At 36.6% G+C, this 13,061-nt stretch carries 13 protein-coding genes; all 13 read left to right on the plus strand.

Annotated elements, in window-relative coordinates:
• Position 1 precedes the first annotated feature (1 nt).
• Positions 2–1,654 (plus strand): membrane protein insertase YidC, encoded by a 1,653-nt coding sequence (gene yidC / locus Q0940_RS02270; protein WP_299263376.1) that lies wholly within the window; start codon positions 2–4, stop codon positions 1,652–1,654.
• Positions 1,655–1,767: 113 nt separating this feature from the next.
• Positions 1,768–3,147 (plus strand): tRNA uridine-5-carboxymethylaminomethyl(34) synthesis GTPase MnmE, encoded by a 1,380-nt coding sequence (gene mnmE / locus Q0940_RS02275; RefSeq protein ID WP_299263378.1) that lies wholly within the window; start codon positions 1,768–1,770, stop codon positions 3,145–3,147.
• Between the two features lie 32 nt (positions 3,148–3,179).
• Positions 3,180–3,626, plus strand: coding sequence for a flavodoxin domain-containing protein (locus Q0940_RS02280; protein WP_299263380.1), 447 nt, complete (start codon positions 3,180–3,182; stop codon positions 3,624–3,626).
• Between the two features lie 569 nt (positions 3,627–4,195).
• Positions 4,196–6,085 (plus strand): tRNA uridine-5-carboxymethylaminomethyl(34) synthesis enzyme MnmG, encoded by a 1,890-nt coding sequence (gene mnmG, locus Q0940_RS02285; protein ID WP_299263382.1) that lies wholly within the window; start codon positions 4,196–4,198, stop codon positions 6,083–6,085.
• 115 nt (positions 6,086–6,200) lie between these two features.
• The gene (rsmG, locus tag Q0940_RS02290; protein WP_299263384.1) at positions 6,201–6,830 is read left to right on the plus strand and encodes a 16S rRNA (guanine(527)-N(7))-methyltransferase RsmG; all 630 of its coding nucleotides are present in this window, start codon (positions 6,201–6,203) and stop codon (positions 6,828–6,830) included.
• A 17-nt stretch (positions 6,831–6,847) separates the two neighbouring features.
• On the plus strand, positions 6,848–7,627 hold the full coding sequence (locus tag Q0940_RS02295; protein WP_299263387.1) for a ParA family protein: 780 nt from the start codon (positions 6,848–6,850) through the stop codon (positions 7,625–7,627).
• An 18-nt stretch (positions 7,628–7,645) separates the two neighbouring features.
• Positions 7,646–8,542: a ParB/RepB/Spo0J family partition protein gene (locus Q0940_RS02300; protein ID WP_299263389.1), complete on the plus strand. Its 897-nt coding sequence runs from the start codon at positions 7,646–7,648 to the stop codon at positions 8,540–8,542.
• Between the two features lie 359 nt (positions 8,543–8,901).
• The gene (locus tag Q0940_RS02305; RefSeq protein WP_299263392.1) at positions 8,902–9,282 is read left to right on the plus strand and encodes an ATP synthase subunit I; all 381 of its coding nucleotides are present in this window, start codon (positions 8,902–8,904) and stop codon (positions 9,280–9,282) included.
• A 15-nt stretch (positions 9,283–9,297) separates the two neighbouring features.
• Entirely contained in the window at positions 9,298–10,155 is an 858-nt protein-coding gene (atpB, locus tag Q0940_RS02310; protein WP_299263394.1) for a F0F1 ATP synthase subunit A, read from the plus strand.
• 51 nt (positions 10,156–10,206) lie between these two features.
• Positions 10,207–10,440, plus strand: coding sequence for a F0F1 ATP synthase subunit C (gene atpE, locus Q0940_RS02315; RefSeq protein WP_299263396.1), 234 nt, complete (start codon positions 10,207–10,209; stop codon positions 10,438–10,440).
• Between the two features lie 42 nt (positions 10,441–10,482).
• Positions 10,483–10,953, plus strand: coding sequence for a F0F1 ATP synthase subunit B (gene atpF / locus Q0940_RS02320; RefSeq protein ID WP_299263398.1), 471 nt, complete (start codon positions 10,483–10,485; stop codon positions 10,951–10,953).
• 15 nt (positions 10,954–10,968) lie between these two features.
• Positions 10,969–11,502: a F0F1 ATP synthase subunit delta gene (atpH, locus tag Q0940_RS02325; protein WP_299263400.1), complete on the plus strand. Its 534-nt coding sequence runs from the start codon at positions 10,969–10,971 to the stop codon at positions 11,500–11,502.
• A 14-nt stretch (positions 11,503–11,516) separates the two neighbouring features.
• Positions 11,517–13,058 carry a F0F1 ATP synthase subunit alpha gene (atpA, locus tag Q0940_RS02330; protein ID WP_299263402.1) on the plus strand — a complete coding sequence of 514 codons (1,542 nt, stop codon included), beginning with the start codon at positions 11,517–11,519 and terminating at the stop codon, positions 13,056–13,058.
• The last annotated feature ends 3 nt before the right edge of the window (positions 13,059–13,061 follow it).

A 13,061-nucleotide genomic window follows, 5' to 3' on the forward strand; every position in this document is an offset into this window, starting at 1 on the left:
TATGGAATCGCAACGTTCATTTTTAATTATTGGTTTAGGATTAGTAAGTTTTTTGTTATATCAACAATGGCTCGTTGACTATTCCCCAACCCCACAAGTAACGCCTCAAATAGAACAGACAAATAATAATATTGTTGGTTCGGCTTTACCTTCATCTATTGATGCAAATAGTGATTTACCATTAGCACCAAGTTCGGGAATTGTTGAAACACCAAAACAAGAACAACACTTAGTAACAATTACCACAGATACATTTGAGGTAAATATTGATACTAAAGGTGGTGATGTTGTTAAAACCGTATTGTTAAAACACGATGCAGAACATAAATCAGATGATAAGTTTGTATTGTTATCTCAGGAGCCAACCGTCTATGTTGCTCAATCTGGGTTAATAGGACGCAACGGTCCTGACGCTTCAACTGAAGGTCGCCCTATCTACCATATAGAAAAGACTGAATGGTTAATGGAAGGTGATGATCTTACTGTTCCTATGACTTATACCAGTAAAGATGGCTTAGAAGTTACAAAGACTTTTTACTTCCAACGTAATAAACACTCTATTGATGTTGCCTTTAATATTAAAAATACTTCATCGAAAACCTTAGAATTTGTGCCTTTTTATCAGTTAAAACAAGATTTCTCTACTGAAGAAGGCTCAATGATGATGCCAACATATCGTGGTGGTGCTTTCTCAACTTCGGAAGAATCATATGAGCATTATGACCTTGACGATATGAAAGATGAAAAACTTAATGAAGATACCTTAGGTGGCTGGGTTGGTATGATCCAACATTACTTTGTGAGTGCTTGGGTTCCGGCCAAAGACCAGAATAATAATATATTCACTAAAGTAGTAGGTAATGGCCAATACGGGATAATCGGTGTTAAATCACCAGCAATTGTTATTCAATCTGGTGAAACGGTTGAAAATAAGGCGACATTATTTTCAGGTCCTAAGAATCAAGAAGAACTTAGTACTCTGCATGACACATTAGACTTAACTGTTGATTACGGCATGTTATTTTTTATTAGCCAAATATTATTCTCTTTGCTTATTACTATTTATGGTTTTGTAGGTAACTGGGGTATCGCAATTATATTAATCACTGTGTTTGTTAAAATGTTGATGTATCCGTTAACTAAAAAGCAATATGAATCAATGGCTAAAATGCGTGCATTACAACCTAAGATGGCAAAATTAAAAGAACGCTTTGGTGATGACCGTCAGAAATTTGGTCAAGCAACCATGGAGTTATATAAGAAAGAAAAAGTAAATCCAATGGGTGGCTGTTTACCACTTCTTCTACAAATGCCGATTTTCTTAGCGTTATATTGGGTATTCTTAGAGAGTGTTGAGCTACGTCATGCTCCATTTGGTTTATGGATATCTGACCTTTCAGCTTCTGACCCATATTACATATTACCTGCATTGTTTGGTTTATCTATGTTCACCATGCAGAAGTTATCGCCATCACCAACGACCGATCCTATGCAACAAAAAATGATGTTGTGGATGCCGGTCATATTCTCTGTATTCTTTGTTATGTTCCCAGCTGGATTGGTATTGTATTGGTTTATATCAAACGTAATATCTATTCTACAAATGCTGTTCATTTATAGAAATATAGATAAAAAAAACGCAGCTAAAAAATAACTCTATGCAAACGGTTTAGCAAAAGTGCTGAACTGTTTTTTAAAATTGAGTTAAAATCAAAGGTGACTATTTAGTCACCTTTTTTATTGCATTAAATTCAAAGAGATACTCCAATGACCGTACTAGCTTATTCAAATGACACCATAGCTGCACAAGCAACAGCCCCAGGAAAAGGAGGTGTTGGCATAATCCGAGTATCAGGTCCTCAAGCTGAATTAGTTGCTAACAAGATTTTAGGTAAATGTCCTAAAACACGTTACGCGGATTACTTACCATTTAAAGCATTAGATGGTGAATTATTAGACCAAGGCATCGCACTATTTTTTAAAGGCCCAAATTCATTCACCGGTGAAGATGTATTAGAGCTCCAAGGCCATGGCGGTCCAGTCATCGTTGATATGATATTGCAACAAATTACTCAAATTGAAGGAATTCGTTTAGCCCGTGCTGGTGAATTCTCTGAACGAGCTTTTTTAAATGACAAAATTGACTTGGCACAAGCGGAAGCAATTGCAGATTTAATTGAGAGTAACTCTGTTCAAGCTGCTAAGTCTGCCATGCAATCACTACAAGGCGAGTTTTCAAGCAAAATTAATCAGCTTGTAGAGCAGATGATACGTCTACGTATTTATGTTGAAGCGGCTATCGATTTTCCAGATGAAGAAATTGATTTCCTATCAGATGGTAAAGTAGAAAAAGACCTACTCGCAATTATCGATTATCTAGTCACAGTACAAAACCAAGCCAAACAAGGTTCAATAATCCGCGAAGGCATGAAAGTGGTTATTGCAGGTAAACCAAATGCAGGTAAATCATCTTTATTAAATGCGTTATCAGGTAAAGATTCAGCCATAGTGACAGAAATAGCTGGAACGACTCGTGACGTATTAAAAGAACATATTCACATTGACGGCATGCCATTACATATTATAGATACAGCGGGTCTTAGAGAAAGCCCAGACAAAGTAGAGCAAATTGGTATTGAACGCGCTTGGCAGGAAATTGTATCTGCAGATAAAGTATTACTTTTAGTTGATGCTAGCGAAAATGAGAGTTTACAACCAGGTGAAATATGGCCTGAGTTTATGGCCAAACTACCAGAAAATATGCCTATTACTATTGTTCGCAATAAAATAGATTTAGTTGAATTAAATCAACAAGAAATCCAAGTAGATGGGGATATCCCAGTTCTATCTATTTCAGCTCAGCATAATATTGGTATTGAAGAATTAAGAGCACACCTTAAAAAATCAATGGGCTTTCAAGGTACAACAGAAGGTACCTTTATGGCTAGACGCCGTCATTTAGATGCATTAGAAGCGGCTTATTCCCATTTAATAACGGGTAAAGAACAGTTACTTTCTTACATTGCAGGTGAGATTTTAGCGGAAGAGCTACGCATAGCGCAGCAACATCTAAATGAAATAACTGGCGAATTTAGCTCAGATGACTTGTTAGGCCGTATATTTAGCTCATTTTGTATCGGTAAGTAATATAAACAGCAAATAAATTAAATAAGAAAATTATGATTGAAATAATAGTTGGGACAGAGACAGGCACTGCTGAATATGTAGCAGATGAAGTAATTGAGTTATTAGAAGCTAACGATATAAAAGCCAGATCCACCTTAGAGCCTGAATTAGAGCTATTATCAACTTCTGGCTTATGGGTTGTAATTACATCCACACAAGGTGCTGGAGACATTCCTAACAACTTACAGCCTTTTATACAGTATCTAATAAATAACCAAACGGACTTGTCCGATAAAAAAGCAATGATCATCGCATTAGGTGATTCAAGTTATGACACTTATTGCCAAGCTGGAAGCAAGATAAGTGAGCAGCTTTTATCGTTAGGTATTGAACTCATAACCCCTATATTTCAGGTTGATGCAATGGATGAAGAGATGCCAGAAGACCTTGTTATAAACTGGTTAACTGGTCATTTACCTCTAATAACAGCTATAAACTAACATTTGATCAAAATAAATTAGGATCCAAAAATAAATTTGGATCTTAATTGTTATTAACATCTCACATCCTATTTAGAGCAATAAATAAGCTTTTCACAACTAGTACTCAGCTTATCCACATTATCAACACAAACTTAGCTAATAAATATATACTTGTGTATAAGATCGTTAAGATCCTCTGATCTAACTGAAGATATCCAGAATATAACTATTGTAGGTAAAGTGCTTGTGGATAACCGCTATTTTTATATGCAGGTTAAACCCAAGTAGATCAAAGAATGATCACAGTATATAAAACAACTAACACTATGTATTAATGGGAAAAAATAGACTTACTAACAAAAAATGATTAGTTAATAGTAGAAATAATAAAAGATCTTTAAAAAGATCTTATATATATAAAGGAACACATCATTGAAAAAAGACTAAAATCTGAATAATAAATAACCGTTTCATTCCCGTTAAAAGAAAGATAGAATACGCGCCCTTTTTTAGAGGATCTTTATTTTAGAATTTTAGATCTAAATTAATAAAAAATTAGAACTGAAATAAAGTAACTTGAGGTACAAATGATTTTTGCTGAACAATTTGATGTAATCGTAGTTGGCGGTGGCCACGCAGGAACTGAAGCTGCACTAGCTGCTGCAAGAATGGGACAAAATACTCTTTTGTTAACCCATAACGTTGATACATTAGGTCAAATGTCATGTAATCCTGCAATTGGTGGGATTGGAAAAGGTCATCTTGTTAAAGAAATAGATGCTCTTGGTGGTTCAATGGCATTGGCAGCAGATGCTTCTGGTATACAGTTCAGGACATTAAATTCCTCTAAAGGACCTGCAGTAAGAGCAACTCGAGCTCAAGCGGATCGTATTTTATACAAAGCTTTCATTAGAGAAACTTTAGAAAGCCAACCAAATTTAAAAATATTCCAACAATCTTGTGATGACTTAATCGTAGAAAACGAAACTGTTGTTGGTGTAGTTACTCAAATGGGCTTAAAATTCAAAGCCAGATCAGTTGTATTGACCGTAGGAACCTTTCTTGGTGGAAAGATACATATTGGACTAGAAAACCACTCAGGTGGCAGAGCAGGCGATCCTCCATCAATAGCACTGGCTGATAGATTAAGAGAATTACCGTTTAGAGTTGACCGTTTAAAAACAGGCACTCCACCTAGAATAGACGCTAGAAGTATTGATTTCTCTGTTATGCAAGAACAACCAGGTGATACACCAACACCTTATTTTTCATATATCAGTGAAAAGGATACTCATCCACAACAAGTCCCTTGTTTTATCACTTATACCAATGAAAAAACTCATGAAGTAATTCGTGGTGGTTTAGACAGATCTCCAATGTATTCAGGCGTAATAGAAGGAATTGGTCCTAGATACTGCCCTTCAATTGAAGATAAAATTGTACGTTTTGCAGATAAAGACCAACATCAGATATTCGTAGAGCCAGAAGGATTAACAACCCATGAAGTTTATCCAAACGGCATTTCAACTAGTTTACCTTTTGATGTTCAAGTTGACTTAGTACGTTCAATTGCTGGATTTGAAAACGCACATATTACTCGTCCGGGTTATGCAATTGAATATGATTATTTTGATCCTAGAGACTTAAAACAAACGTTAGAAACTAAGTTTATAAACGGATTATATTTCGCAGGCCAAATTAATGGCACAACCGGTTACGAAGAAGCCGGTGCTCAAGGTTTAATTGCAGGAACTAATGCTGCATTGCGTTCTAAAGAAGCTGAACAATGGATCCCAACAAGAGACCTAGCTTACATCGGCGTTTTAATTGATGACTTATCAACTCTAGGTACAAAAGAACCGTACAGAATGTTTACTAGTCGCGCTGAGTACAGATTAATGCTCAGAGAAGATAATGCTGATATTCGTCTTACTGAGAAAGGTCGTGAACTAGGTTTAGTATGTGATAAACGTTGGCAGTTATTTAATGAAAAAATGGAAAAAGTAGCCATTGAAAAACAACGTTTAAAATCAACTTGGGTGCATAAAGATCATGCTCAAATTGATCAAGTAAATGCCTTGTTAAAATCACCAATGTCGAAAGAAGCAAGTTTAGAAGACTTAGTAAGACGTCCTGAAATACGTTATGAAGATTTAATGGAAATTGAAGGAATTGGTCCAGCTTGTGATAATAAACAAGCTGCAGAACAAGTTGAAATCCAAATTAAATACCAAGGTTATATTGATCGTCAGCTATTAGAAATTGAAAAATTACAAAAGCATGAAAAAACAATACTGCCTGCAGACTTTGAATATTCAACCGTCAGCGGTTTATCAAATGAAGTAGTTGCTAAATTAAAAGATGCGCGTCCAGAAACTATTGGACAAGCATCTAGAATTTCAGGTATCACGCCTGCTGCTATATCTTTGTTATTAATTTATCTAAAAAAACAAGGCGCATTACGCAAAACGGCTTAATGTTTGTTTTGAAAGTAATAGGTATAAATAAAAAATTTTTAATTAACACTAGGTATGACAGATTTTGCTAGTTATACTTTTGGGTCTATTTTATAAATTTTGAATCTATTATTATATGTTGAAAGCGAGACTAGCTAAATTAATTGCCAAAACAGACCTACAAGTTAGCGATGAACAAATCGAAAAACTTGTCGCTTATGTAGGTTTGCTTGATAAATGGAATAAAGCTTATAACTTAACTTCTGTTCGTCAACCTGAGCAAATGCTAGTAAAACATATAGTCGACAGTCTTGTAGTAAGTCCTCACTTATCTGAAGTGTCAGATATCAATAATAAATTCATCGATGTAGGAACAGGTCCTGGATTACCAGGAATTCCTCTGTCTATTGTAAATCCTGATTATGAATTCACTTTGTTAGATTCTCTTGGCAAACGAATTCGGTTTATTACACAGGTAAAACACGAGTTAAAATTAGATAATGTCACACCGTTACAAAGTCGAGTTGAAGATCACCAAGGACAATATGCTGGAGTTTTAAGTAGAGCATTTGCATCAATTTCTGATATGGTAAATTGGAGTCATCATTTAGTTGCCGAAAATGGATTGTTTTTCGCATTGAAAGGCCAACTTGATCAACAAGAAATAGATGACTTACCAGAATTTGTCGAAGTAAAACAAGCTTATACGTTAGTAGTCCCTGAGTTAGATGGTGAAAGACATCTCGTTTTATTAAAAAAACGTTAGTTAGAATTGAGGATAATGTGGCCAAAATAATAGCAATTGCCAATCAAAAAGGCGGTGTTGGAAAAACAACATCGGCAGTCAATCTTGCAGCTTCAATGGCAGCGACTAAACGTAAGGTTTTATTAGTAGATTTAGATCCTCAAGGTAACGCTACTATGGGATCGGGTGTTGATAAATACGATGTAGAATTCAGTACATATGATTTATTAGTAGAGGACACGCCTCTAGATAAAATAATAATTACAGAAACCATAGGTGGTTTCCATCTTATTGCAGGTAATGGCGATATTACAGCTGCTGAAGTAAAAATGATGGAAATGTATGGTCGAGAATTACGTCTTAAAAATGCATTAAGTAAAGTAACTAATGATTACGATTATATATTTATTGACTGTCCACCTTCGTTAAATATGCTAACTGTTAATGCTATGGCTGCTGCAGATTCGGTTATTGTTCCGATGCAATGCGAATATTATGCATTGGAAGGGTTAACTGCATTAATGGACACTATTACGCAATTAGCTAAAGTAGTGAACCCAGATTTAAAAATAGAAGGGATCTTACGCACTATGTACGACCCTAGAAACCGTTTAGCAAATGATGTGTCTGAACAATTAAAACATCACTTTGGCGATAAAGTTTATAGAACTGTCATTCCTAGGAACGTTAGATTAGCAGAAGCACCTAGTTTTGGTGCACCTGTTATGTATTACGACAAATCTTCATCTGGTGCTAAAGCATATTTAGCGCTTGCCGGTGAGATGTTACGACGTTCAAATAAAACAAAAGCCGCATAAAAAATTCAAAGGAACAATATGTCTTCACGAAAACGTGGATTAGGTAGAGGTTTAGATGCCCTTTTATCTACACAATCAAATCATAATGCAAATTCTGACAATGCATTAGATCAAGCTGATATTGAAGCAAAGACAGGTTTATCTAAAATACCAATTGAGCAACTTGTTCCTGGTAAATATCAACCACGCCAAGATATGTCACCAGAAGCGCTTGATGATCTTGCATCATCAATTCGTTCTCAAGGTATTATTCAACCAATTGTTGTTCGCCCTATTTCTGATAATACGTATGAAATAATTGCTGGTGAACGTCGTTGGCGAGCAGCTCAATTAGCTGAGTTAGATTTAGTTCCTTGTATTATTAAAGATGTTCCAGATGAAGCTGCTGTTGCTATTGCGTTAATTGAAAATATTCAACGTGAAGACTTAAATGCAATGGAAGAAGCTATTGCGTTGCAACGTTTACAAGATGAGTTTGAACTTACTCATCAAGAAGTAGCTGATGCCGTTGGTAAATCTCGTACTTCGATAACCAATTACCTTAGATTAAACAAATTAGAACCTGACGTTAAAACATTAATGGAACATGGGGATTTAGAGTTTGGTCACGCTAAAGTCCTATTAGGTCTTTCTGGTGATGAACAAATTCTAGCAGCTAGAAAAGTAGTAGCAAAAGAATTAACAGTAAGGGATACCGAAAAGTTAGTTAATTCCATAACCGAAGGCGTAAAAGATAAAGAAATTGTTGATAAAGACCCAGATGTTAAATTGTTGGAGCAACAATTAATTGAGAAACTCGGTGCTAAAGTCGATATTTCTTACAACCGAAAAGGAAAAGGAAAGCTCGTTATTTCCTATTCATCTTTAGATGAACTCGACGGTATTATCTCCCACCTCAATCCCGAACAAGATTAATAAATTTAAAACCAACGTTAGTTGGTTTTTTTATGCCTGTTAGTATCATTTATTCATCAACCTATGCGTATTTGTATATAAAATATCAAGTTAGATGCATAACCAGTCACAAAATTTTTTTGCTATACATGAAGATGATTAATCTATAATTGAGTATAGGGGAATACCTTACTTTTAAAGCTCTTAATAGTTGCAAATTGATGACATAAACGTATAATTTCGCGAGTTTTGGCCTAAGAAAGCCGATAAGTTAAAAATTATCGTTTATTAAATTTCGTTAATTAGGCTTTAAGAAATGCCAATATAATTCGGCAACTTAGTACCCTTTGTATTTATATGTATATTAATAGGTTTGTTTAATGAGTAGAACGTTAGCCGGCAGATATAGAAAAACTGCTTATAAGGGCGTATTACTTCAAGGGTGCTGTGCAATTATTATTGCAATTATTATTTTTATTGGTTGGGGATTTACAGCAGGTACTTCGGCATTAGCTGGAGGGTTTGTATCTGTAGTCCCTAATTTTGTATTTGCTATGTACGCTTTTAGATATGTTGGAGCGTCCAAGTCAGAATTAGTATATGTGTCTTTAAAAAGAGGCAATGCGTTAAAGTTTTTGCTTACTATTTGTTTTTTCGCACTAGTATTTAAGTATTTTACAGTAATGGCTATGCCATTTTTTATCTGTTACATACTGGTGATGTTCTCACAATGGTACGCACACATTTTTTTTAATCATTAACATTTAGGATATAACATGGCTGCAGAAGAAGTTACTCTGGATGGCCATATTCAGCATCACTTAACGAATGCTAAGATGTGCTCGACCGACGCCGGTCTAGCCTTCAATAAAGCATGCGCAGATAGTGGTTTCTGGACATGGCACGTAGATACCCTTGCATGGTCAATCGGACTAGGTCTAATATTTTTATGGATCTTCCGTAGCGCCGCAAAAAAAACCACCATTGGTGTACCTGGTAAATTCCAATGTTTCATTGAGATGATCATTGAATTTGTTGGCAATAATGTTAAAGACACATACCACGGTAAAAGCAGCTTGATCGCACCATTAGCCCTAACAATTTTTGTTTGGGTATTCTTAATGAACTTAATGGATTTGATACCAGTTGACTTTATACCAGCATTTGCCGGTTTTGTTGGCGAAACAGTAGTTGGTGTTGATAGTCATGACGTATTCATGAAAATCGTACCTACCACAGATATTAACTTAACGGCCGCTTTAGCTATTGGCGTGTTTATTCTGATGATTGGTTATTCTATTAAAATTAAAGGGGTTAGTGGCTTCATTAAAGAACTTACACTTCACCCGTTTAGCGCTGATAGCAAAGTAGCTATGGTATTCTTAATTCCGTTTAATTTATTATTAGAAACAATCGCTTTAGTGTCTAAGCCTTTCTCGTTAGCACTACGTTTATTCGGTAACTTATACGCTGGTGAATTGATATTCATACTTATCGGCGCTGTTGGTTTAATGCAACTTCCGTTGCATTTTGTTTGGGCTATATTCCATATCTTAGTAATCGTGTTACAAGCATTCGTATTTATGATGCTAACTATTGTTTACCTAAGCATGGCAAGTTCAGACAATCACTAATTTATACACTTTTTATATTTAACTTTAACAATTGAAACTTTGGAGAAAAAAATGGAACTATTATTAGGTCTTAAGTACATCGCAGTTGCTTTACTTATCGGCTTCGGTGCAATCGGTACTGCTGTCGGCTTCGGTAACATGGGTGGTAAATTCCTAGAAGCATGTGCACGTCAACCTGAGCTTGCACCATCATTACAAGTGAAAATGTTTATACTAGCTGGTCTAATCGATGCGGTAGCAATGATTGGTGTTGGTATCGCAATGGTAATCTTGTTCGTACTTTAAAACATACCTGTTAAATAGCTTACTATTTAAGGAGGAGCGGTTGTGAACTTAAACGCCACTCTTATAGGCGAATTAATCGCGTTTACGGTATTTGTATGGTTTTGCATGAAGTATGTGTGGCCACCGCTAAACAACGCAATTGAAGAACGCCAAAATAAAATAGCAGATGGTCTTGCTGCGACAGAACGTGCAGAAAAAGACCTCGAGCTTACTCAAGCCAAAATGGCAGAACAGTTGAAAGAAGCGAAAGCTCAATCAGCTGAAATCATTGAGCAAGCAAAAAAGCGTGCAACACAGATTGTTGATGAAGAAACGCAAAAAGGTCATGACGAACGTGAAAAAATTATTTCACAGGGTCATGCTGAGGTTGTCGCTGAGCGTAACCGTGCGAAAGAAGAACTTCGTCAACAAGTATCTGTTTTAGCCATTGCTGGTGCAGAAAAGATCTTAGAGCGTCAAATTGATGCTGCTGCACATAGCGACATTCTAGATAAACTAGTTGCAGAACTATAAGCAGAGGAAGAGCAAATGTCTGAATTGACTACAGTAGCTCGTCCCTATGCTAAAGCTGCGTTTGATTTCGCTGTTGAAAGCGGAGCCGTTACGCAATGGCATGAAATGTTAACATTTGCTGCACAAGTTGCAGAAAATGAAGATATTAGTGCTTATTTAGCAGGCTCTCATTCACTAGAAGTTACTTCTGACTTATTTGTCAAAGTATGTGGTGAACAACTAAACGAACAAGGCCAAAACTTTGTAAAAGTATTGGCTGAAAATGGACGTTTAGTTGCTCTTCCTGCAGTTGTTGTTTTGTTCGAAGAACAAAAAGCACTGTACGAGAATGAGATCGAGGTCGATGTGACTTCAGCAACAGAAATTAGTGAAGCACACCAATCATCATTGGTTGTTTCTTTAGAAAAACGTCTAGCACGCAAAATTAAGCTGAATTGTACTGTTGATAGTTCTGTTGTAGGCGGATTGTTAATCAAAGCGGGCGATACCGTTATTGATGGAACTATTCGTGGCAAGTTAGAACGTTTATCACATACATTACAATCGTAATTGGGGATTTGAGCATGCAACTTAACTCAACTGAAATCGCTGAACTTATCAAGAAACGTATTGAGAAGTTTGACGTTGTCAGCGAAGCTCGTAACGAAGGTACTATCGTATCAGTAACTGATGGTATTATTCGCATCCATGGACTTGCAGCTTGTATGCAAGGTGAGATGATAGAGCTTCCTGGTAGCCGTTTCGCTATCGCATTAAACTTAGAGCGTGACTCTGTAGGTGCGGTAGTAATGGGTCCATATGCGGACCTACGTGAAGGTACCAAAGTAAAATCTACTGGTCGTATTTTAGAAGTTCCAGTAGGTGAAGGTTTATTAGGCCGCGTAGTAAATACACTAGGTGAGCCAATCGATGGTAAAGGTCCAATCGACGCAGCTGGTTTTGAACCAGTTGAAAAAATTGCACCAGGCGTAATTGAACGTCAATCAGTAGATGAGCCAATTCAAACTGGTTATAAATCTGTTGATGCCATGGTTCCAGTTGGCCGTGGCCAACGTGAATTAATCATCGGTGACCGCCAAACAGGTAAAACTGCATTGGCAATTGATGCAATCATCAATCAAAAAGATTCAGGCATTAAATGTGTATACGTAGCAATTGGCCAAAAAGCCTCTACTATTGCTAACGTGGTTCGTAAGCTAGAAGAACACGGTGCGTTATCTAACACTATCGTTGTTGCTGCTACTGCTTCTGAATCTGCTGCACTACAATTTTTAGCGCCTTTCTCTGGTTGTACTATGGGTGAATATTTCCGTGATAACGGTCAAGACGCACTTATCGTATATGATGATTTGTCTAAGCAAGCAGTTGCTTACCGTCAAATTTCATTGCTATTAAAACGTCCACCAGGACGTGAAGCATACCCAGGTGACGTTTTCTATCTTCATTCTCGTTTATTAGAGCGTGCTGCTCGTGTAAACAGTGTGTATGTTGAACGTTTTACTGAAGGTAAAGTTAAAGGCAAAACTGGTTCTTTAACAGCACTTCCAATCATTGAAACTCAAGCTGGCGACGTATCTGCGTTCGTACCGACTAACGTAATTTCGATTACTGATGGTCAGATATTCCTTGAGTCAGACATGTTTAATGCTGGTATCCGTCCTCCTGTAAATGCAGGTATCTCGGTATCACGTGTTGGTGGTGCAGCTCAAACTAAAATTATCAAGAAACTAGGTGGTGGTATCCGTCTAGCTCTTGCGCAATACCGTGAATTAGCAGCTTTCTCTCAGTTCGCATCTGATTTAGATGAAGCGACTCGTGCTCAATTAGAGCATGGTGAGCGTGTTACTGAGTTAATGAAGCAAAAACAATATGACCCAATGTCAATTGGTGACATGGGTGTATCTTTGTTTGCTGCTGAGAAAGGTTACTTACAGGACATCGCAGTTTCTAAAGTTTTAGACTTTGAAGCAGCGCTAATTTCTTACATAAACAGCACTTATGCTGATCTTATGAAAGACATTAATGCATCTGGTAACTTCAACGGTGAAATCGAAGCAAGTTTGAAAGAAGCTATTGAGAAATTCAAAGCGACACAAACTTGGTAATTA

Source organism: uncultured Psychrosphaera sp. (assembly GCF_947500655.1).
Taxonomy (GTDB): domain Bacteria; phylum Pseudomonadota; class Gammaproteobacteria; order Enterobacterales; family Alteromonadaceae; genus Psychrosphaera.

What these genes read in the sequence shown, in the direction of transcription:
- yidC (WP_299263376.1), top strand. Translation starts at nt 2, where the DNA reads ATGGAATCGCAACGTTCATTTTTAATTATTGGTTTAGGATTAGTAAGT.
- mnmE (WP_299263378.1), top strand. Translation starts at nt 1,768, where the DNA reads ATGACCGTACTAGCTTATTCAAATGACACCATAGCTGCACAAGCAACA.
- Q0940_RS02280 (WP_299263380.1), top strand. Translation starts at nt 3,180, where the DNA reads ATGATTGAAATAATAGTTGGGACAGAGACAGGCACTGCTGAATATGTA.
- mnmG (WP_299263382.1), top strand. Translation starts at nt 4,196, where the DNA reads ATGATTTTTGCTGAACAATTTGATGTAATCGTAGTTGGCGGTGGCCAC.
- rsmG (WP_299263384.1), top strand. Translation starts at nt 6,201, where the DNA reads ATGTTGAAAGCGAGACTAGCTAAATTAATTGCCAAAACAGACCTACAA.
- Q0940_RS02300 (WP_299263389.1), top strand. Translation starts at nt 7,646, where the DNA reads ATGTCTTCACGAAAACGTGGATTAGGTAGAGGTTTAGATGCCCTTTTA.
- Q0940_RS02305 (WP_299263392.1), top strand. Translation starts at nt 8,902, where the DNA reads ATGAGTAGAACGTTAGCCGGCAGATATAGAAAAACTGCTTATAAGGGC.
- atpB (WP_299263394.1), top strand. Translation starts at nt 9,298, where the DNA reads ATGGCTGCAGAAGAAGTTACTCTGGATGGCCATATTCAGCATCACTTA.
- atpE (WP_299263396.1), top strand. Translation starts at nt 10,207, where the DNA reads ATGGAACTATTATTAGGTCTTAAGTACATCGCAGTTGCTTTACTTATC.
- atpH (WP_299263400.1), top strand. Translation starts at nt 10,969, where the DNA reads ATGTCTGAATTGACTACAGTAGCTCGTCCCTATGCTAAAGCTGCGTTT.
- atpA (WP_299263402.1), top strand. Translation starts at nt 11,517, where the DNA reads ATGCAACTTAACTCAACTGAAATCGCTGAACTTATCAAGAAACGTATT.